18 protein-coding genes are annotated in these 20,248 nt (G+C 42.7%); 1 reads left to right on the forward strand and 17 read right to left on the reverse strand.

Features of this window, described 5'->3' with window-relative positions; translation table 11 throughout:
* Positions 1 to 6 precede the first annotated feature (6 nt).
* The 7 genes from murD to A5867_RS13705 all read right to left on the reverse strand — a co-directional run bounded on the left by murD (position 7) and on the right by A5867_RS13705 (position 6,964).
* Positions 7 to 1,365, reverse strand: a complete 1,359-nt coding sequence (gene murD, locus A5867_RS13675; RefSeq protein ID WP_087627817.1) for a UDP-N-acetylmuramoyl-L-alanine--D-glutamate ligase — start codon at positions 1,363 to 1,365, stop codon at positions 7 to 9.
* 12 nt (positions 1,366 to 1,377) lie between these two features.
* Positions 1,378 to 2,340, reverse strand: a complete 963-nt coding sequence (gene mraY / locus A5867_RS13680) for a phospho-N-acetylmuramoyl-pentapeptide-transferase (protein WP_010749769.1) — start codon at positions 2,338 to 2,340, stop codon at positions 1,378 to 1,380.
* Positions 2,341 to 2,359: 19 nt separating this feature from the next.
* Positions 2,360 to 4,555 (reverse strand): penicillin-binding transpeptidase domain-containing protein, encoded by a 2,196-nt coding sequence (locus A5867_RS13685; protein WP_087627818.1) that lies wholly within the window; start codon positions 4,553 to 4,555, stop codon positions 2,360 to 2,362.
* On the reverse strand, positions 4,556 to 4,975 hold the full coding sequence (gene ftsL, locus A5867_RS13690; protein WP_087627819.1) for a cell division protein FtsL: 420 nt from the start codon (positions 4,973 to 4,975) through the stop codon (positions 4,556 to 4,558).
* 5 nt (positions 4,976 to 4,980) lie between these two features.
* Positions 4,981 to 5,940 carry a 16S rRNA (cytosine(1402)-N(4))-methyltransferase RsmH gene (gene rsmH / locus A5867_RS13695; RefSeq protein WP_005228794.1) on the reverse strand — a complete coding sequence of 320 codons (960 nt, stop codon included), beginning with the start codon at positions 5,938 to 5,940 and terminating at the stop codon, positions 4,981 to 4,983.
* 25 nt (positions 5,941 to 5,965) lie between these two features.
* A complete protein-coding gene (mraZ, locus tag A5867_RS13700) occupies positions 5,966 to 6,397 on the reverse strand; it encodes a division/cell wall cluster transcriptional repressor MraZ (RefSeq protein WP_005228792.1) in 432 nt (143 codons plus the stop codon).
* 198 nt (positions 6,398 to 6,595) lie between these two features.
* On the reverse strand, positions 6,596 to 6,964 hold the full coding sequence (locus A5867_RS13705) for a DUF3397 domain-containing protein (RefSeq protein WP_005228786.1): 369 nt from the start codon (positions 6,962 to 6,964) through the stop codon (positions 6,596 to 6,598).
* 332 nt (positions 6,965 to 7,296) lie between these two features.
* Between A5867_RS13705 and A5867_RS13710 the strand changes: the two genes are divergently transcribed.
* Positions 7,297 to 7,416 (forward strand): DUF4044 domain-containing protein, encoded by a 120-nt coding sequence (locus A5867_RS13710; RefSeq protein ID WP_005237290.1) that lies wholly within the window; start codon positions 7,297 to 7,299, stop codon positions 7,414 to 7,416.
* A gap of 64 nt (positions 7,417 to 7,480) precedes the next feature.
* On the opposite strand, the gene cls is transcribed toward A5867_RS13710, so the two are convergent.
* From cls to A5867_RS13770, 10 genes are all read right to left on the reverse strand, one after another.
* On the reverse strand, positions 7,481 to 8,926 hold the full coding sequence (cls, locus tag A5867_RS13715; RefSeq protein WP_005228785.1) for a cardiolipin synthase: 1,446 nt from the start codon (positions 8,924 to 8,926) through the stop codon (positions 7,481 to 7,483).
* Positions 8,927 to 9,050: 124 nt separating this feature from the next.
* Entirely contained in the window at positions 9,051 to 9,935 is an 885-nt protein-coding gene (gene ftsX, locus A5867_RS13725; RefSeq protein ID WP_010749773.1) for a permease-like cell division protein FtsX, read from the reverse strand.
* Positions 9,928 to 10,614, reverse strand: a complete 687-nt coding sequence (ftsE, locus tag A5867_RS13730) for a cell division ATP-binding protein FtsE (RefSeq protein ID WP_005228783.1) — start codon at positions 10,612 to 10,614, stop codon at positions 9,928 to 9,930. The genes ftsX and ftsE overlap by 8 nt, the downstream gene beginning before the upstream one ends.
* A 112-nt stretch (positions 10,615 to 10,726) precedes the next feature.
* Positions 10,727 to 11,834, reverse strand: a protein-coding gene (prfB, locus tag A5867_RS13735) for a peptide chain release factor 2 (RefSeq protein ID WP_100214389.1) whose coding sequence is annotated in 2 segments (ribosomal slippage) — positions 10,727 to 11,761 and positions 11,763 to 11,834 — 1,107 coding nt in all. Because the reading frame shifts where the segments join, the coding sequence is not laid out codon by codon here.
* 88 nt (positions 11,835 to 11,922) lie between these two features.
* Complete coding sequence (secA, locus tag A5867_RS13740; RefSeq protein ID WP_005228781.1) at positions 11,923 to 14,427, reverse strand: preprotein translocase subunit SecA; 2,505 nt, start codon at positions 14,425 to 14,427, stop codon at positions 11,923 to 11,925.
* Positions 14,428 to 14,675: 248 nt separating this feature from the next.
* A complete protein-coding gene (locus A5867_RS13745) occupies positions 14,676 to 15,491 on the reverse strand; it encodes a DUF1189 family protein (protein WP_087627820.1) in 816 nt (271 codons plus the stop codon).
* A 10-nt stretch (positions 15,492 to 15,501) separates the two neighbouring features.
* Positions 15,502 to 16,335: a sugar ABC transporter permease gene (locus A5867_RS13750; RefSeq protein ID WP_016608756.1), complete on the reverse strand. Its 834-nt coding sequence runs from the start codon at positions 16,333 to 16,335 to the stop codon at positions 15,502 to 15,504.
* 2 nt (positions 16,336 to 16,337) lie between these two features.
* Positions 16,338 to 17,627 (reverse strand): sugar ABC transporter permease, encoded by a 1,290-nt coding sequence (locus tag A5867_RS13755; RefSeq protein ID WP_010749778.1) that lies wholly within the window; start codon positions 17,625 to 17,627, stop codon positions 16,338 to 16,340.
* Positions 17,628 to 17,787: 160 nt separating this feature from the next.
* A complete protein-coding gene (locus A5867_RS13765) occupies positions 17,788 to 19,053 on the reverse strand; it encodes an extracellular solute-binding protein (protein WP_015510171.1) in 1,266 nt (421 codons plus the stop codon).
* Between the two features lie 156 nt (positions 19,054 to 19,209).
* Positions 19,210 to 20,157 carry a LacI family DNA-binding transcriptional regulator gene (locus A5867_RS13770; protein WP_005228774.1) on the reverse strand — a complete coding sequence of 316 codons (948 nt, stop codon included), beginning with the start codon at positions 20,155 to 20,157 and terminating at the stop codon, positions 19,210 to 19,212.
* Between the last annotated feature and the right edge of the window lie 91 nt (positions 20,158 to 20,248).

A 20,248-nucleotide genomic window follows, 5' to 3' on the forward strand; every position in this document is an offset into this window, starting at 1 on the left:
TCATTTCTATTTAAGTTCTGCTACTGCCGCCATAAATTTGTCGCCGCGAACTTCAAAATTAGGGTATTGATCCCAACTTGCATTCGCAGGTGACAATAAAATCGTATCTCCAGCAGCACTTAAAGAAAAGGCTAATGGGACGGCTGTTTCAACATTGTCTGTCATTTCAATTGTTTTTACCCCTGCTGCTTGAGCAGCAGCGGCTAATTTTTCCTTTGTTTCACCAAACAACACGATGGCTTTTAGCCCTTTTAGTGCGGGAACTAAGTCATCAAAGCTGTTCCCCCGATCCAGACCACCTGCCAATAAAATCAGTTTCTCATTGTCAAAGCCGCCTAATGCCATTTCTGTGGCTAGAATGTTTGTTGCTTTGGAGTCATTGAAAAATTTCACCTGATTGATGGTGGTGACATACTGAGTCCGATGGGGCACGCCTGTAAAGGTTTGTAACGCTTGCTTAATGGCTTCGTTTGGCATATCGCAAAGTTTACCGACAGCAATCGCTGCTAATGCATTTTCAATATTATGATCTCCTGGCACGCCAAGTTCATCAGCTGCCATAATCACTTCTTCTTTATAATAGAGGATACCGTCAAGCATGTACGCGCCTGCTACTTTTTCCTTGGTGGAAAAAGGAATGATTTGCGCTTTTGATTTTGTCGACAGTGCTTCTAGTTCTGGCTGGTTCCAGTTGATCACCAAATAATCATCTGCAGTCATTCGCTGTTGCAATCGCCACTTTGCTAGGACATACTCTGGACGACTGCCATGGTAATCGATATGGGCTTCATAAATATTGGTGATCACGGCGATTTTTGGTCGCAAAGTATCGATCCCCATCAATTGGAAGCTAGACAATTCCATGACTAATCGGTCTTCCGCTTTGGCCGTTTGAGCAACGGAACTTGCAGGAAACCCAATGTTCCCAGAAAGCAGTGCCTGCCCTTTTTGCATCCCTGCGTTTAAGACATTGGCGATCATGGTCGTTGTGGTGGTTTTTCCGTTCGTACCAGTAATGCCGATAATCGGAGCCTCAGAGATTTGATACGCTAGCTCCACTTCCGTGATTACAGGAATTTTTTTCTCTAAAGCTTTTTGAACAAGGGGCTGTGAATAAGGGATTCCTGGATTTTTCACAACTAACGAAAAGCCTTCATCCAATAATTCGATTGGGTGGCTGCCAGTGATCACTTTGACCCCTAACGCCAAAAGATCTTGTGCTTCGGGATTTTCAGCAAATGGCTTGCCGTCATTAACGGTCACAAGTGCGCCCAAATCATGTAACAATTTGGCCGCACTGAATCCACTACGCGCTAATCCTAGCACAAGAACTTTTTTATTTTGATATGTTTTAATTTTTTTCATTTTCTTCATCTCCTACCATACAAGGGCTATTGTGAGCAACGAGCAACCTAACGCAATACACCAAAAAACAGTGTCGATCTTCCACTCAGACCATCCGCTCATTTCAAAATGATGGTGGATGGGTGACATCTTGAAGATTCGTTTGCCCGTTAATTTGAATGAGGCAACTTGCAGCATCACGCTTGCTGTTTCACAAACATAGACCAGTCCGACAAGCAAGAGGGTCCATTCTTGGTGTAAAAGAATCGAAATTGCTGCCAGCAGACCGCCTAAAGCCAGCGAGCCGACATCCCCCATAAAAATTTTAGCCGGTTTGCGATTGTACGGAAAGAAGCCGATCAATCCGCCAATGATTGCTAGACAAACGATCAATACATCGATTTGATCTTGCCGCCAAGCAATCAGTGCGTAAGTTGAAAAAGAAATCGTGCCCAGTCCTGCGACCAGACCATCGATACCGTCGGTCAAGTTGACTGCATTTGAAAAACCGACCAGCCAAAAGATGACGAACACTCCGTAAAAGATCGACAGTGGTACATCGATCCCAAAGAAATTTAACACGTCTGCATTGCCTTCCGCTCGAAAAACAAAGTAAAAGACGAGTCCGCCTAAAATCTGTCCAATCAATTTTTGCAGCGAGTTTAAGCCCATATTTCTTTTGCGGAAAATCTTGATGAAATCGTCAAGAAATCCTAATGCACCATAAACCAAGGTAATGAACAAAAGAATGAACAATGAAGCAGTCAGTTGATTTTGCCATGCCCCTACCCAAATTGCAGTGATCATTGCAGAAATCAAAAATACAAACCCACCCATCGTTGGTGTACCAGCCTTTACGTTATGCCATTTAGGGCCGTCACCACGTATTTCCTGTCCGTATTTCTTCATTTGAAAATAGCCGATAAACAAAGGCATTGCGGCTGTTACGATCGCAAAGCCGCTTGCCAAAGGTAATATCATCTCTGTCCATTCCATATCGTTCTCTCCTATTATTCTATTCGTTTTCGCTTAGTGTAAACTTGATCGATTGTCCCGATAACTCAGTATAAGGCTCCACGCTCTGTTTGGTACAATAGCCGTCCCCTTCAAAACTGACGTCCACATTCAACAGACTGCCAAATTTGATCAAATCTGCTTTGGACCAGGAGGTCGTATCAGGCATGTAATACTTGTCGCTATCCGTAATCAGCAGTACCCGTCCGCCAGGCATGATCGAAGTGCCGCTGTCAACGGACTGTGCGATGACCTTCTCGCCATCACCGATGACAACAGGGGTCAACCCAGCTTTTTGAACGTCAGTTGCCGCAGATTCTGTATCAAGATTACGATAATCCCCTACAGTCGTTTCACTACCAGAGGTTGTACTATCTTCTAATGCAGAGTTTTTCAGATCCATGACCCGTTTCATCAATGGATTGGCAATTTCACCCAACACGGTGCTTTCGTGCTTCTCTGGCAATTTGATCGTCAAATACAAAATATATTCAGGTTCTTCTGAAGGAAACATCAAAACAACAGAATACAGATAATTGGTACCACCAGACAAATACTTACCGGTCGTTGGATCGGCTACTTGGGCTGTCCCCGTTTTTGCGGAAATATTGTAGCCCGGTAGTTCATAGACACCATAAGCACTTCCGTAATTTTCACTTTCGACAACATCACGCATATATTCCCGTACTTTTGTTGCCGCTTCTGCTGTAATGGGATGGCCAACTTCTTCTGGTTGTGTGACCGTTTCTTCTCCTGTATTGCCATCAACGATTTTACTAATAAATTGTGGTTTCAACATCGTTCCGTTATTTGCCACCGACGTAAAGGCCTGCATCATTTGGAAATTCGTCACACCAATCGCTTGACCAAATGACGTCATCGCTTGGCTGACAGGGTTATCCTCTGGTGTGATCCCAGTATTTTCGTTAGGCAATCCTGAATAGGTACTGCGACCAAAACCAAATTCTTTTAAGTATTGTTGCCAACGATCTGCCATTCGCTGTTCCAAGGTCACCATTCCAATATTACTCGACCATGAAAGTGCTTGGCGCATCGTCAGTGTTCCTTTTTGACCGAAGTCCCAGTCGTTGATGGTTGCATCATAAAGTTTCATTCCATCAGGGCTTGGGGTAAAAGTTTCGTTTTCATTAAAGATCCCTTGATCGATCGCTGCTGCCGTCGTCAAGATCTTCATGGTTGATCCTGGCTCGTAGTTGTCCTCAACTAATAGGTTTTGCCAATCATTGATGGAATCCAAATTTTCTGGATTATAGGTTGGTCGTTGCGCCATCGCCACGATTTCACCCGTTTTTGCATCCATTAAGTTCGCTGTTAAGTTTTCTGGTTTGTTTTCTTTAAAGACACTGTCCATCAGCGTTTCCAAGTAGCTTTGGATCCGACTATCGATGGTCGTATAGACGTCTTTCCCATCCACCGCTGCAACAGTTTCGGCTACGGTTCCTGGCAACGGATTTTGATTGTTGTCTTTTTGATAAACGATCTCGCCATCGGTCCCAGAAAGCACGTCATTGTAGGCAGCTTCTAGCCCGGTTTTCCCAACTAGACCAGTATCGTCATCATTGGCAACAGCATACCCGATAAAGTGAGAAGAAAAGACACCATTCGGATAAAGACGAGCTGGATGACTGTCAAAATGAAAGCCAGCAATCCCTTCTTTTTCCATTGCATCTTCAATCGCATTCTTTTGTTCTAATGTAATATTGTTTCCTTTGCTTCCAAAAGAAACACGCCATAATTGTTGTTCAAGCCCTTCTTCTAATGTATTGACTGCTGTTTCTTGGTCGATGGACAATACATCCGACAAGATTTTGCCCAATTTATTGAAGTTTGCTTTTTCTGCAAAAAGATTCTTTTTGCCATCTTTGTAATTTTGGTTCAAAACAGCGTAAATCGAATACGAGGTCACATCTTCAGCAATTGGAATCCCATTGCGGTCATAGATCGTTCCACGTTTCGCTTTGATGACTTCACTGCCTTCATAAAGATTTTTCGTTTTTTCAGCTAAGGAAGTCCCTGCAACATCTCCGACAATGACGATGTAGCTCAAACGCGTGACAAACAAAAAGAACAATCCAATACTCGTAGCAAAGAGAATAATACCTACTTTTTTGCGATTGTTCGTTGTAGTTTGATTGTTCTTTTTTAAGTATTGCTTGAATTTATCTGTTAACTTCATTTAGTCCACTTTCCTTAAATTGCCGTCATCGATCGACAATCCATTATCCTCAGCAATCTTTTGGATGCGCTCGGTTTTAGAAAGTTCATTTTTCTCTTGTTCCAACTGTTCTGCTTGTGTTGTTTTTTCATTGATATCCGATTGGATCAAAGAAATATCGTGTTCGACTTGACTGATATTGGTTCGAATATTGATGGTCAAGATCGCCAACGTCAATACAGAGATGATCACAAAGGCAGCGATCAGTTTTTCCAGAGTAGAAATGCTTTTTAACCGACGAGCCGGAGATGCTGGTACGCGGATGACCTCAGGACGCTTGGGATCAGTAGGCAGTTTTTCAGTTGTCGGTTCAGAGTGTTCCATAGGTTGTGATTCAAGTGGTTCTCTGAATTCATAGTCATGAACTTTTAGTTCTGCCATAGTTGTTACCCTTCGCTTTCCTTGATTTTTTCCGCGATTCGCAGTTTCGCACTACGAGAACGATTATTTTCAGCTACTTCTTCCTCAGTTGGAAGTAGTGGTTTTCTTGTTATAAGTTTAAGTGTTGGTTGGAATTCTTCTGGTATCATCGGCAAACCTGGCGGCATATCCTTCGGTGTGCTGTATTCCTTGAACATCGATTTCACGATACGATCTTCTAAAGAGTGAAACGTGATGACACTCACACGTCCGTTGACTGCTAAAAGATGAATCGCTTGTTCAAGTGATTCTTCAATCACACCTAGCTCATCATTGACTGCAATGCGAATGGCTTGGAAAACCCGTTTTGCAGGGTGTCCGCCTTTTCTTCTTGCTGGCGCAGGAATGGCTGTTTTGATGATATCGACCAATTCACCCGTTGTTTCAATTGGATGATCTTGTCGCACCCGCTCGATTTCACGAGCGATTTGTTTCGAGAATTTTTCTTCTCCATAACGGAAGAAGATTTTGACTAATTGGTGGTAGTCGAATTGATTGACTACTTCATAGGCAGTCAATGCTGCAGTTTGATCCATCCGCATATCCAGCGGTGCATCTTGGTGGTAGCTAAAGCCGCGTTCGGCTTCATCTAATTGGGGTGAGGAAACACCTAAATCGTACAAAATCCCATCGACTCGGCTCACACCGTGTTGATGCAATGCTTCCTTTAAATAGCGGAAATTACTTTTAATGAACGTAACCATTCCTTTAGCAACATATGGTGCTAAACGTTCTTTCGCATGATCGATAGCAGTTTGGTCTTGATCAAAAGCAAAGAGATGTCCCTCTTCAGACAGTTGCGACAATAAATATTCACTATGACCGGCTCCACCTAATGTACAATCGACATAGACGCCTTCTGGACGAATCTTTAACCCATCAACGGTCTCCTGTAGCATAACGGTGTAGTGTTGAAAATCTGCCATGTGTTTTTTCCTCTTCCTATCAAGCCTATAAGCCAAAATCAATCATTGTTTCAGCAATTTCATCAAAGTTTTCTTCTGCTTCTTCAGAGAATGCTTGCCAACGCGTTTCATCCCAAATCTCGATTCGGTTTGAAACGCCGATGATCACACAGCTTTTGGTAAGGTCTGCATGATTTCTCAATGTAACAGGGATATTGATTCGTCCTTGTTTATCGATTTCGCACTCTGTTGCAGCAGAATAAAAGAAGCGGACAAATGTCCGAGCGTCCTTTTTCGCTAAAGGCATTTCGTTTAGTTTTTCTTCAAGTTTTTCCCATTCAGATAAGGGGTAGCCAAATAAACAGCCATCTAATCCACGTGTCACAACAAATTTTTCTCCGAGTTTTTCTCGTAGTTTTGAAGGGACGATTAGTCGGCCTTTTGCATCTATCGAATGTTGAAATTCACCCATAAACATCGATAAATAACCCCCGATCTCCACCTGATATTCACAGTCTACCACAATCCCCCACTTTCTACCACAAATTATATGAAATTTGAAAGGGAAGTTGTTTGACTTTTCTTTACCAAATGAGGAAAAAGAGGAAAACCGACTACTTAAAGTTTTTAAAAAAACTTTAAGTGAAAAAATGGGCGTTTATCAAGAGTCAAAACACTATAAGTAACTAACAATATTTAGAATGATCAAAACGACATGAAAAATGATCGTAAATAGAAAAATACTACGCCAATACATCTTTAAATAGCGACCATATTGGATCTCCTCATAGTAATATGCCTGAAAAACTGCCAGCAGAATCCCTAATAAAAAAATGGAGATCAAATAGTACAATGTGATCGCTTGATCAAAAGTATACTTTGATAATTGATGAATCCCGACCATCAAAAACGGTACTGCTAAATCCGGTGCCTTCACGTGGTAACGATCATTCAAGGACAACGCGGAAACAATGAACCGACAGGCGAAATAGACGAGCACAGGGAAGATATACCAAAACAAAACGATTGGATTAAATCCAGACATACAGCAAAATCCTTTCTAACAACTAGTGTCACTATACTTTATTTTCTTTACATCCGTGTTTCAGTTCTTTTAAAAATCTGAGCTGGAATAAGACAGTCATGAAATTTTTTAAGGAGCCTCTTTGTTCACCAGCTGACTTTTGAAAGTCTTGAAGAATGCATTTCTTTACCTATTAAAACAGAAGGGCGTATCTTCAACAAGTCTATCTTGCCATTCTAATGATTTTTTTTGTCCTGAAATTGAAAATTTCTTAATTTCTCCTTGGTTCAACTTGAGTTCTTGTGTATTTGAGGGTAAACTGTCACTAGAATAACTCTAAAAGGTGGATTAGAATGAACGAGAAAAAACCAAAAAGTACCTTTGCAAAAATCACGCAAGTCGTGATCTGGACCATGCTTATTCTCACTGTTGGCTCGATTTTCTTAGCAGCATACACAAGTATTATGGGTTGATCCTATTAAAAAAGTGCCCTTTTCCAAAATGATGGCTTCCATCTTTTGGAAAAGGGCACTTTTTTTACAGCAAGGGTGACACAAGGCGTGCCAAGCCTTCTTTGATTTTGATCGTCAGCTTTCTTTGCTGATACGCTTCGATCGTTAAGTGCTTAGAATCGATCGAATCCGCCAGAAACGCTTCTTTCGTTTGCGTCGCGAGTTGTGCATCGTAGATGATCGTATTGACCTCAAAGTCTAAACGAAACGATCGGACATCGATATTTGCTGAACCAATCGAAACGAGCCCACTGTCAATGATCATCGTTTTTGCATGCATAAACCCTTTCTCATAGGTTTCGATGACTGCCCCAAAATGCAGTAGCTCAGCCGCAAAGGAATAGGTCGCCCAATATACCAAGGGATGATCCGGTTTGTTAGGGATTTGTATATGAACTTTCACCCCAGAAAGCAGTGCCAATTTCAAGGCATTGTGAATGGCTTCATCCGGAATATAATAAGGTGTTTGGATCAAGATTTCCTTTTTGGCTAAGTTGATCATTTTCAGATAGGTCATTTTGATTTCTTCATGTTCCGTATCAGGACCACTCGTGATGACTTGGGCTGCAACTGTCCCGACTTGTTTAATTTCAGGAAACAAGGAAGGATCATATTTGATCTCCAACGCATGTTGTGAATTCCAATCCATCAAAAACCGATTTTGCAGCGAATAGACAGCTGAACCGGCAATTCGCAAGTGATTGTCTCGCCAATAACCGAATTTTTCCACTTGCCCTAGATATTCATCTCCCACATTAAAACCGCCTGTATAGCCAATTTCTCCATCGATCACCACGATTTTCCGATGATTTCGATAATTGATTCGCGGATTGACATAAGGAACGAATAAAGGAAAGAAGAAGGCAATTTGACCGCCATGTAGACGCAACTCATCAAAAAACTTCAATGATACTTGGGTGCTGCCCCAAGCATCTAATAAGACTCTTACTTTTACGCCCCGCTTCGCCGCGCGCACCAGTGCCTCTTTGACTTCATTTCCCAATGTATCACTGCGATAAATGTAATATTCCATATGAATGTGATTTTTTGCCTGTTCGATATCCGCGATCAAGGCATCAAATTTCTGCCGTCCGTCGGTATAAAGCGTCATACTATTCGCTGTCGTATACAGGGATTGCCCAAAGACTGTCAACAGGTAGACCAGCTGCTGCACTTCTACCTGCGCGGTCGGCGGATGCGGAAACAGCTGACGAGCGAGGGCTTGCTTTTGTTCTTCTAATTCAACATTCAGCCCCACCTTTGCCTGTGAGCGCATATCAAAGATCTTTTCCTTAGAGATCCCTCTACCAAAGAAAAAGTAAAGCACAAAGCCAACGATTGGAATGAACATCAAGACCAAAAGCCAGGCCCACGTTTGAGCAGTCTGCCGCCTTTCTCTGAAAATGATAATGATTGATAACAAAATATTGACTATAAATAAAATGGTTACCAAATTATCCATTACAACCATTTCTCCACCTCTTCCCCGATTTCCCGCTACTAAAGCATATCAAAAAATAGTACCTAAAGTAAAGAAACACTGTGATGAAACAAAAAAAGCCGATCTTGACGATCGACTTTAAGAAAACATCGGTTTAGAATTTTAAGAAACGGCGCATTGATAAGACAGAACCAAGTGAACCGATCACGATCCCAATCAGTGCCATCACACCGCAAACTTGTAATAGAAACATATTTGGTGCAATTAAACTGTAATTTGAACGCAGTAAGGATGGATTGACCATTGCATAAACTTGGTGGTAGCCGAAGTACATTAATGCAATCGGAACGATCGAACCTAAGAGTCCGATCCAGCCGCCTTCAAGGAAGAATGGCCAACGAATGTAGCCGTTTTTCGCCCCCACCAGACGCATGATCTGAATTTCTCTTTGACGAGACAAAATCGTGATCCGAATCGTATTAGAGATCAGGAACATTGCCACAAAAATCAATAAGACAGCAGCAGCTAAGCCCCAAGTCCGCACAGCAGCAGACAATTCAAAGATTCGGTCAGAAGAATCTCCGCCGTAATCGGCTTTGAAAACATTTGGCAATTCGCCAGCTTGCTCAGCGATCTCTGTCGTATACTCTGGGTCTGTTGCACTGACGACAAACACGTTATACAGCGGATTGCTGTCGCCTTCGAACAAGTTCCATGAATCCCCCATTGCATCTTGGATCTTCTGCAATTCTTCGTCTCGGCTAGAAAATTTCACTTCTGAAACGTTCGGCAGATCATTTAAGGACTGTTCCAAAGCATCCATGTCTTCTTGTTCCGTACCAATATCAACGAAAACCGAAACGTCCACATTCTCGCGAATGTCTTCGGCTAGTTTTGTTGCATTTAAGATTACACCTAGAAAAATACCGACTAATGTCAGTGTGATCGTTACCGCACTCAATGACGCAATAGTCATCCAGCCGTTACGCTTTAAACTTTTGATACTCTCCAGGAGATGACGGAAAAATGTTCTAATCATCGTAACCATATTCTCCTTCCGCTTGGTCGCGAATAATGCGGCCATTTTCAATCGCGATCACGCGATGACGAATCGTATTTACGATCGTACTATTATGGGTCGCCATAACGACCGTTGTTCCTTGGGCATTGATCCGATCCAGCAGCTTCATGATTTCCCATGAGTTTTCAGGATCTAGATTCCCCGTTGGTTCATCCGCAATCAATACTTTCGGCGTATTTACGATGGCACGAGCGATCGACACCCGCTGTTGTTCCCCACCGGAAAGCTCACTTGGAAATACCCGCACCTTATGTTTCAGGCCGACCAAGTCTAACACTTCCATCACCCGTTTTTTGATATCACGAGGTTTGCGGCCGATAACTTGCATTGCATAAGCAACATTTTCAAAGACCGTTTTCCGTGGTAAAAGTTTATAATCCTGAAAGACCACGCCGATTTCTCGACGCATCAATGGGATCTCGCGGTTTTTCATGCCGACCAAATCATATCCTGCGACATTCAAAACGCCTTTGGTTGCTTTTTCTTCCCGATACATCAATTTGATAAAGGTTGATTTACCGGCACCCGATGGGCCCACGACATAAACAAACTCTCCTTGATCAATTGAAATCGAAAGGTTACGGATAGCAGTCGTACCATTAGAGTACTTTTTCATTATATCTTTCATTTCTATCATACAGCTATCTCTCCATCTCAAATTTTCATTCTGGCTTATTATAGCATGAATATATTTCACCTTGCTTGCAACAGATTACAATTATGTTTCAATCTGTTTAAGTCACACAAGGTTATTTTTGATTCAGTTTCAGCTTCAAATACGCGTCGATAAAGCCATCCAAATCGCCATCCATGACTGCCTGTACATTCCCAGTTTCGAAATTCGTTCGGTGATCTTTGACCATCGAATAGGGATGGAAGACATAAGAACGGATTTGCGAGCCCCAACCAATTTCTAACTGCTCGCCTCGCAAGGCTGCTGCCTCTTGCTCTTTCTTTTCCACTTCTAATTGATACAGCTTGGCTTTCAACATCCCCATCGCTTGCTCACGGTTTTTCAATTGTGAGCGCTGGGCTTGGCTAGCAACGACCGTTCCTGTCGGAATATGGGTGATCCGCACAGCAGATTCGGTTTTGTTGATGTGCTGTCCACCCGCACCACTTGCGCGGTACGTATCGATTTTCAAATCATCTGAGTTGATTTCCACATCGATCGCCCCATCTAATTCTGGCATCACATCCACCGAGCAAAATGACGTGTGCCGTCTCTTGGCTGAATCAAAAGGTGAGATCCGAACTAAACGATGAACGCCTTTTTCCGATTTCAAATACCCATAGGCGTTGTGGCCTTTTACAAGTAAAGTGACACTTTTGATCCCCGCTTCATCACCAGCTTGATAGTCGAGGGTCTCTACTTGATACCCGTGTTGTTCGCAAAAACGAGTATACATCCGTAACAGCATGCTGCCCCAGTCTTGTGATTCGGTACCGCCTGCACCAGGATGAAGCTCGATGATGGCGTTATTTCGATCATAGGGTTCATCTAACAGCATCGACAATTCATAAGACGCCATTTTCTCGTTTAGCTTCGTGATCCGTGCTTCAAGTTCTGCTTCCATTTCTGGGTCTGCTTCTTCTTGAATCATTTCCAACATCACTTCCAGCTCTTCCAATTCTTCTGCTAACTGATTGAACTGATCGTAGGTCTCTTTGTTGGCATTGTTTGCGTTAATGACTTGTTGAGCTTTTTCTGAGTCATCCCAAAAGGTGGGATCTGCCATTTGGTGTTCCGCTTCCGCAATGTCCTCTTCTAACTGATCTAAGTCAAAGAGACCCCCTAAAACTGATTATTTTTTCATTCATCTGGGTCAATTGATTCCGAATATCTGCGATTTCCATTAAAATTCCTTCTTTCTTTTTTTCTTACAAACGAAAGTAGACTGGACAAAAACGTCTGCCAGCCTACTCTCAACTTTTTCAAAACGTGTTACATATTTTTCCCGTGGCAATTCTTGAATTTTTTCCCGCTGCCGCATGGACAAGGATCGTTACGACCAACGTTTTTGAAACTTGGTGCTTGGGCAGCAGGTGCTTCTTCTACCCCTTGTGCTTCCCCTTGAGCAACTTGTTCCCGTTGAACGTTTTGACGAATCTCTGCCTTCATAAAGAGACGAGTTACTTCATATTCGATCGCTCCAACCATGTTCTCAAACATATTGAATCCTTCTGTTTGGTACTCAACTAATGGATTGTTTTGTCCATAAGCCCGTAACCCAACCGATTGACGCAGCTGATCCATAGCATCGATGTGGTCGGTCCACTTCGTATCGACAACTCGTAAGATGACGACTTTTTCAAATTCCAGTAATTGTTCTGGACTATTAAGTTGTGCTTTCTTTTGTTCAAAGACTTCTTCTGCCCGTTGGTTTAGGTAGTCTTTGATCTCTTGAGCTGATTTGCCCTTGATGTCCTCGATACTGATAGTATCTTCATGAACAAGTGCATTCGCCGCAAAATCAACGATTCCTTCGTAGTTCCAATTGCTTTCTTCTAATTGCGTATGACTGTCGACGACTCGGCTGATGGAACGTTTCACCATATTCATTAATTGTGGTGAAAGATCCGATTCTTCCATGATCACTTCTTGACGTTGTCCGTAAATAACTTCCCGCTGTTCTCGCATCACGTCATCGTATTGCAAGACGTTTTTCCGAGTATCGTAGTTATTGCCTTCCACTCGTCGTTGGGCAGATTCTACTTGTTTTGAAAGCATCTTGCTTTGGATCACGGCGTCGCCTTCATCGATCTTCATCCGATCCAAGAACACTTTGATTCGTTCAGAACCAAAACGCTTCATTAAATCATCTTCTAACGACAAGTAAAATTGCGACATCCCTGGATCTCCTTGACGTCCCGCACGTCCCCGCAACTGATTATCGATCCGTCGGGATTCATGACGCTCAGTACCGATAACTGCCAAGCCGCCTAGTTCTGCAACACCAAGACCTAACTTGATATCCGTTCCCCGACCAGCCATATTGGTCGCGATCGTTACAGCACCTTTTTGTCCCGCATTCAAAATGATTTCTGCTTCTTTAAAGTGATTCTTGGCATTCAATACTTCATGAGGAACTTTCTCACGATCAAGCATTGATGACAATAATTCAGAAGTCTCAACAGCGACCGTCCCTACAAGCACGGGTTGTCCTTTGCGGTGACGCTCTTTGATGTCTTGAACGACTGCTTGGAATTTGCTCGTAAGCGTTGGATAAAGCAAGTCCGCACGATCATCCCGTAAGATTGGTTTGTTCGTTGGAATCTGAATGACTTGCATGTTATAGATTTCTCGGAACTCTTCTTCTTCCGTTTTCGCTGTACCGGTCATCCCAGACAGTTTTTTGTACATCCGGAAGTAGTTCTGGAATGTGATCGTCGCCATCGTTTTGGTTTCATCTTCGATTTCGACACTTTCTTTCGCTTCGATCGCTTGATGGAGCCCATCAGAATATCGGCGACCATCCATGATCCGACCTGTAAATTGGTCAACGATCATTACTTTTCCATCTTGCACGACATAATCGATATCGCGAATCATAATGTAATTCGCTCGTAGTGCTTGATCCAAGTGATGGGTCAATGCCGTGTTTTCAATATCATACAAGTTTTCTAAGCCGAAGGTCTCTTCCGCTTTTTCGATCCCACGTTCTGTCAAACCGATCGTTTTTGATTGGATATCGATTTTGTAGTCTTCTTCTTCCGTCAAGCGTTTGACAAAATTGTCGACCCGATTGTATAGCGCAGTTGATTTTTCTGCTTGTCCTGAAATGATCAACGGTGTTCTCGCTTCATCGATCAAGATCGAATCGACCTCATCGACGATGGCATAGTTTAATGGACGCTGTACCATTTGATGACGGTAAACCACCATGTTGTCCCGCAAATAGTCAAACCCTAATTCATTGTTTGTACTATAAGTGATGTCACAAGCATATGCCGCACGTTTTTCTTCTGCTGATTTTGAGTTGATGTTCAAGCCGACCGTCAACCCTAAAAAGTTGTACAGCTCCCCCATCTCAGTCGAGTCACGAGTTGCCAAGTATTCATTGACAGTTACGACGTGGACACCTTGACCGCTCAAAGCATTCAAATAAACAGGTAATGTCGCCGTCAAAGTTTTCCCTTCACCCGTACGCATCTCTGGGATATTCCCATCATGCAAGACGATCCCACCCATTAATTGGACGTGGTAAGGATAAAGGCCCAAAACGCGTTTTGCAGCTTCACGTACTACTGCAAAGGCTTCAGGTAATAATTTATCCAAAGTCTCTCCCTCTTGGAAACGACGACGAAATTCATCGGTTTTCCCGCGTAATTGTTCATCAGATAAAGCGGCCATTTCATCCGCATGTGATTCAACTTGATTCGCAATATGGTCAAGACGTTTTAATTCTTTTTTGTCGTTTTCGATTAATTTTCTAAAAAAATTGGCCATACCTTAATAATTCTCCTTTTACTTCTGCATTATCCTAGCTGGAAACTCTCCTAACTATTTTAGCACTAGTTCACCATAAATGAAATATTTTTCGATAGAACTATCGCATCAATCTTGCGTGATAAACGGATTCTTAACCTTTTTTCACAGATTTTAAAGAAACGCGGAAAAAAAAACACGCAACAAGCCATTGATCGGCGCTGAAAGTCCAGCACACGCCCAAACGTCTTGTTGCGAATGTTTGCAAATTATGCCGTTTTAAAACGGGTTTTTAAGAAAGCTAAGAAGAGCATCAGTAGCATGCCTAAAGACTGAATCCCGATCATCAAGACGATATCAGCGCCAATAAATCCTGCCAACATCGCAACGAGAGAGCCTGCCCCCAGTGCATTTAAAATCACGTTCGTACTTTCTTTAAAGCTGCCGATTGTCGACAGTCGTGATTTTTTCGTCAACCAGAGGAAAAACGCTGCGCCTATGACTAGAATACTATTCATTGCCACCAATAAAAATGCCACTGTGATCGTCTGACTGAAGAAAATCGCTGTCTCGTTGTTGCGATAGAAGCCGTCTTCGATTGCTTTTTGAAACGAAGCCGCATCATCTACTTGATCAGGTGCCATTTCCGCCGTGTAACGCATTTCATAGTGATAAGTTTGTCCATCGATTTCTTCTTTGATGGTCCAGTCTGTTTCCCGAAAATTGATGGCGTATTTCGCTCTTTCAAGAGCCGCTTCTGAAAGCGCAACGCCTATGATCCCCGCTTCTGTTTGGGAAAAGACTTGTGACTCATCCGCTAAAAGTTTGCCATCTTCCAGCTGCAACTCATTGTATTTTGCTGCCGTTTCTGCCGTCACGAGTGTTTTTGCATGGGGAAAAAATGCCGCAAAGGCTTGATCCGTTTGCTTGCTGATCATTAAGGTCAACGGGATCATCAGCAAGGACATCAAGAAAACATAGACGAACACTTGCTGCCAGCGATTTAATTTTTTACGCCATGCATAGACTTTTGTTGGAGAAAAAATGGCCCCAAAGTACGTTAAGGGAAATCGTTGTTCAGACATCCTATCATTCCTATCCTTTTGTTCCGCCAGAGGTCAAACCTGAAACAAAGTATTTTTGTAAGAAGAAAAACAGTGCAGCGATCGGTACGGCGATCAAAATCGCCCCTGCCGCAAAGAGTGCGACCCGTTGGTTACGGGCATCATTGATAAAGGTTTGCAGCCCAACTGCGACGGTCAAACGCTCTTGTGAGCGAAGCAAGAAACGCGCCAGCAAGAATTCGCCGAATGGTCCCATAAAGGCCCACAATGCTTGGACGGCAACCATTGGTTTTACGAGGGGCAAAACGATTTGCCAAAAGATGCGAAAATGCCCTGCACCATCAAGTTTTGCTGATTCATCCAAGTCGATGGGTACCGTATCAAAGTACCCCTTCATCAGCCAAGTATTCATCGGAATCCCACCACCGATATAAATCAATGTCAAGAACCAGAAGCTATCTAGACCGTTTGCTAATAAGCCCATAACATAAAAAGCGGTCAACGCCGACATTGTCGGTACCATTTGAACGATCAAGAACACCATCAGACTACTTTTACGACCAGCAAAACGGTAACGACTGTAAGTATACCCTGCTAACGTTACGATCATTACTTGAATGATCATCGTCGAAACGGCCACGATCAAGGTGTTTTTATACCATGTCAAATACGGGGTTTCATTGAATAAACGTCGAAAGTTGTTCAATGTCCAATCCGCATCAAAATCTAAGCGAAAAGCGATCATGTTCCCTGCCTTGAAGGCTGAGGTTGCGGTAATCAACAAGGGATAGATGATAATGATCGATAACGCGATCATAAACAAGTAGGTAAATAATTTGCTGAAAGAAAACTTCTTCTTTTTCATCCTCAATCCTCCATATTAAATGCATTCGTCTTTTTAAACACCAGTAATGAAATGGAGATCACCACAAAGGAAATGATCAAGGTCAATGCAGAAGCAATCGAATATTGTGGTGAGCCGCCGGTCGTCAGTTTGTAGATCCATGAAATCAAAATATCTGTCGATCCAGCATTTCCGCCTAAACTCCCTGGTCCACCTTCGTTAAATAGATAGATCATCGAGAAGTTATTAAAGTTCCCTGTATATTGCGTAACGAAGGTTGGGGCTGCTACCAAAAAGATTGCCGGCAGCGTAATGTTCCGAAAACGCTGCAACGCATTGGCTCCATCCATTTTTGCTGCTTCATACAAATCTTCGGAAATGGATTGTAAAATCCCCGAAACCATTACATAGATGTAAGGAAACCCTAACCAACCCTGAATCAAAATAATCGCCGTTTTCGTCCAAAACGGATCAGTCTTCCAAGCAATGTTCCCAATATCCACAAAAGGCAGATTGTTCAATAGCGGGATCACCTGCGTATTGATCGCTCCTGCGGTATCATTAAACATATTTGAAAAACTCATGATTGTGATAAACGCTGGCACCGCCCAAGGAAGCAAGAAAATCACCCCAAAGACGCGACGAAACTTCACAAATTTTTGATTGGCAACAACTGCTGTCAGTATGCCGAGTGTAATTTGCAAGGTGGTTGCTAAAACGGTCCAAATCACCGTCCAACTGAATACTTTTACAAAGGTGTCGCGGTAAGAACTTAAGGTGAAGATATTCGTGAAATTCGAAAAACCGATCCAGTCGATTAAGTTTGCTGGCGGAATGTGTCGAAAATCATAGTTGGTAAATGCCATAAAGAGCGTCACCATTACTGGAAAAATAATTGCTACGATCATTACCAAGTAGGCAGGGATCGTCAGTAAGTACGCGAACCCATCTTCGTATAATTTTTTGAAAAATTCTTTTCTCGTAACAGCTACCGGGAAGCCTTTTTCAATGCTTTGCCGAACCTGATAGGCATCTTTGATATTTAAAACCCAAAAGATAATGAAAATAACGGTAACGATGACCTGCAGTGTTCCTTCAATCAACAAGAACAAAGAGTTGTCTTCCATTGGTACTGATCCGAGTGTGACAAAGTTATAAAGTGCTTGTCCACCAAACAAAAGCATTTCGACCAGAAAAATCAGAAAGGCTGCAAAAAAGAGACCCGCTTTGAATTTCTGACCATTTTTGAATTGTCCCCCACCAGGGATGATTGAAAGAAGCGCTGTCTGCATGGCTTGTGAATTCGTCCTCATATGTATCCTCCTTAAAATCGAAAGTCTGCCAAGCGGCCGACGATCGATAGAAAACAATCTCGTCAAGCAATTTCTTGCGTGCTACGTTGCAAGGAATCCTTTTGACAAACATCCTCTATAGAATCGTCGACATGAATGACAGACCGTAATCGGCTAATTATTAGTATTTCTGCTCAATCGCTTCTTCGATTGTTTTGGCAGCATTATCCGCTGCTTCTTGAGGAGTCATATTGCCTGAACCTGCATCAAACAGCATGTTTTCAGCCCCTACCCAAACCTCAGACATTTCAGGGATATTTGGCATTGGTTGTGAAACACTGTATTGCTCGATCACTGCTTTTGCTACTGGATCATCAGAAGCAGCGACTGTTTCTTGAGCCATAATGTTCGCTGGAATATCATGACGCATGTCATACAATTTCTCTTGATTGGCTTCGTTGGTCAAATACTCGACAAATTGTTGCGAAACGTCTTTGTTTTGTGAGTAGTTAGATACCACCCACGCTTTTCCGCCGCCAAATGTTTCATAGTCGTTGCCGTTGTTTAGCGTTGGGATTTTCGCTACACCATAGTTGATGCCTGCTTCTTCAAAGCCGTTCACGCCCCATGGTCCATAAATGATAGCTGCTGTTTTGCCTTGATTGAAGTAATCCAACATCAAGTTTTCGTTGGCTGATACATCCAGCATTCCTTGCGGCCAGACATTTTGGAACCAATCAGTTGCATACGTGATTGCCTCAACAGAACCTTCGTTGTTCAGCCCTAGATCAGATGGATCTGTTCCTTCATCACCAAAGACATACCCGCCATGCCCCGCTAATAGACCATACGTATAATAAAAGTCCGTCCAACGAGCTAAGAAACCAACATTGTCATCGCCTTCTGCAAAACGATCATCTTTTGCTAGTTCTTCTAAATCAGAAAAAGTTGCTGGTGCTTCATCGATCAAGTCTTTGTTGTAGAACATGACAACCGCTTCGATCATTGCTGGTGCGCCATAGATCTTATCATCGATGGTCACTTGTTGCTTGTCGGTATCGCTGTACCGTCCATCATCTGGCAAAGTCATTTCTGCCAAATGCCCTTGGGAGCCTACTTGACCCACACGGTCATAAGGAGACATCGTAACATCTGGGCCTTTCCCAGCAGGACCGTCTAGTTGAAGCGCATCCATTTGATCGAACATGTCCATTTCTACAACGTTGATGGTGACATCATTTTCAGATTCAAAGTCAGATTTCACTTCATTGATATAATCAATATAGTCTGCGCCTACAGAGACCGTGATCGTTTTTTCATCGCTACCTGAACCTGCATCTGCATTACTACCATCGGTACTACCGCCGTTGCCGCCACACGCCGCAAGCGCTAACAACGCACTTCCTGAAACTAATCCTAGAGCTGCCTTTTTCCAATTCACTTTCATCCTGTTTACCTCCTGCAATTTGTAACTCTATTATGCAACCGGTTTCTTAAAATGGCAAACATTTTCTAAATGTTAGCGATAACAAAAATTGAAAAAGCCTTTAAATTAAGATATTGAGGAATTGAAAAGAAATTGCGCAACCATTTGCTTAACTTTTCACCTTGTGGATTCACGAACCACGAGTTGCGGTAAAAAGCGCTGTTGTCGCAGGCTCGTATCGTTCTGTTCAATTTTTTGAATCAGTAATTCACCACAAGCTTCGCCCATCTCAACGATGGCTTGCTTCATAGTCGTCAACTTGGGCGAGCTGACCTGATCCAAGAATACCCCATCGTAGCCGACAATCCCAAAATCCTTTGGTATCTGCGCGCCAATCGACTGCAAGCCTTGATTGATGCCTAGTGCCAAACGATCCGTCGCACAAATAAAACAAGTATTTTCCGCAAATTGTTCCTTCTGTGCTGTGATAAACGTGCGGGCTGCAGAAGAACGGTTTTCAAAACGATGGATTTTTGGTGCTTGTCCTGTTTTTGTCACTGTATCTATGTACCCTTTTTCTCGGCTTTTCGTAAATGCTTCTTCCAACTCTAAACCAATATAGACCAAGTGTTGATAGCCAGTATCGAGGGCGTGTTTACAAGCAGAAACGATCCCTTGGTAGTTGTCACTATCAACAAAGCTGAATCCAGCTTCATTTTCACCAAATAGAACGACGGGTTTCTTTAAATTTTTTATCCAGTCCATATCCTTTTGGCGAAATCCCGTAATGATACAACCATCAGCTGGGCCACGATCCACCCCATCCGTCGTAACCAGCTGCAACGAATAATGCGCTTTGCCGATGGAACGAGCGATCCCCACTAATAAATTCATATAGTATGGCTCCGTCGTGTCCATCTCCTCTAAGATATACACTTTGATGATATGGGAACGCTTGGAAACTAATGATTTGGCAGCAATATTCGGTTGATAATCCAGTTCTAGCATTGCTTGATGAACGAGCTGCTTTAGCTCTTCGGTCACTTTATCTGGATGGTTGATCACTCGAGAAACGGTCATTGCGGAAACATTTGCTTTTTTGGCGACATCTGCTAACGTAGTCATGATTCACTCTCCCTGTATTATTTCATCTATAGTATAACACAATAAAACAAAAGAGAAACAAAGCCAACTTTTATATAGAAAGATTTCTTGC

The sequence above is a fragment of the Enterococcus sp. 6D12_DIV0197 genome, assembly GCF_002174385.1.
Taxonomy (GTDB): Bacteria; Bacillota; Bacilli; order Lactobacillales; family Enterococcaceae; genus Enterococcus_D; species Enterococcus_D casseliflavus.

Excerpts from the sequence above, each read along its gene's own strand:
- A5867_RS13745 (WP_087627820.1), bottom strand. The coding sequence starts at position 15,491 with ATGTCTGAACAACGATTTCCCTTAACGTACTTTGGGGCCATTTTTTCT.
- A5867_RS13770 (WP_005228774.1), bottom strand. The coding sequence starts at position 20,157 with ATGACTACGTTAGCAGATGTCGCCAAAAAAGCAAATGTTTCCGCAATG.
- A5867_RS13755 (WP_010749778.1), bottom strand. The coding sequence starts at position 17,627 with ATGAGGACGAATTCACAAGCCATGCAGACAGCGCTTCTTTCAATCATC.
- A5867_RS13705 (WP_005228786.1), bottom strand. The coding sequence starts at position 6,964 with ATGTCTGGATTTAATCCAATCGTTTTGTTTTGGTATATCTTCCCTGTG.
- ftsL (WP_087627819.1), bottom strand. The coding sequence starts at position 4,975 with ATGGCAGAACTAAAAGTTCATGACTATGAATTCAGAGAACCACTTGAA.
- mraZ (WP_005228792.1), bottom strand. The coding sequence starts at position 6,397 with ATGTTTATGGGTGAATTTCAACATTCGATAGATGCAAAAGGCCGACTA.
- ftsX (WP_010749773.1), bottom strand. The coding sequence starts at position 9,935 with ATGATTAGAACATTTTTCCGTCATCTCCTGGAGAGTATCAAAAGTTTA.
- ftsE (WP_005228783.1), bottom strand. The coding sequence starts at position 10,614 with ATGATAGAAATGAAAGATATAATGAAAAAGTACTCTAATGGTACGACT.
- rsmH (WP_005228794.1), bottom strand. The coding sequence starts at position 5,940 with ATGGCAGATTTTCAACACTACACCGTTATGCTACAGGAGACCGTTGAT.
- cls (WP_005228785.1), bottom strand. The coding sequence starts at position 8,926 with ATGGTTGTAATGGATAATTTGGTAACCATTTTATTTATAGTCAATATT.
- secA (WP_005228781.1), bottom strand. The coding sequence starts at position 14,427 with ATGGCCAATTTTTTTAGAAAATTAATCGAAAACGACAAAAAAGAATTA.
- A5867_RS13685 (WP_087627818.1), bottom strand. The coding sequence starts at position 4,555 with ATGAAGTTAACAGATAAATTCAAGCAATACTTAAAAAAGAACAATCAA.
- murD (WP_087627817.1), bottom strand. The coding sequence starts at position 1,365 with ATGAAAAAAATTAAAACATATCAAAATAAAAAAGTTCTTGTGCTAGGA.
- A5867_RS13750 (WP_016608756.1), bottom strand. The coding sequence starts at position 16,335 with ATGAAAAAGAAGAAGTTTTCTTTCAGCAAATTATTTACCTACTTGTTT.
- A5867_RS13710 (WP_005237290.1), top strand. The coding sequence starts at position 7,297 with ATGAACGAGAAAAAACCAAAAAGTACCTTTGCAAAAATCACGCAAGTC.
- A5867_RS13765 (WP_015510171.1), bottom strand. The coding sequence starts at position 19,053 with ATGAAAGTGAATTGGAAAAAGGCAGCTCTAGGATTAGTTTCAGGAAGT.
- mraY (WP_010749769.1), bottom strand. The coding sequence starts at position 2,340 with ATGGAATGGACAGAGATGATATTACCTTTGGCAAGCGGCTTTGCGATC.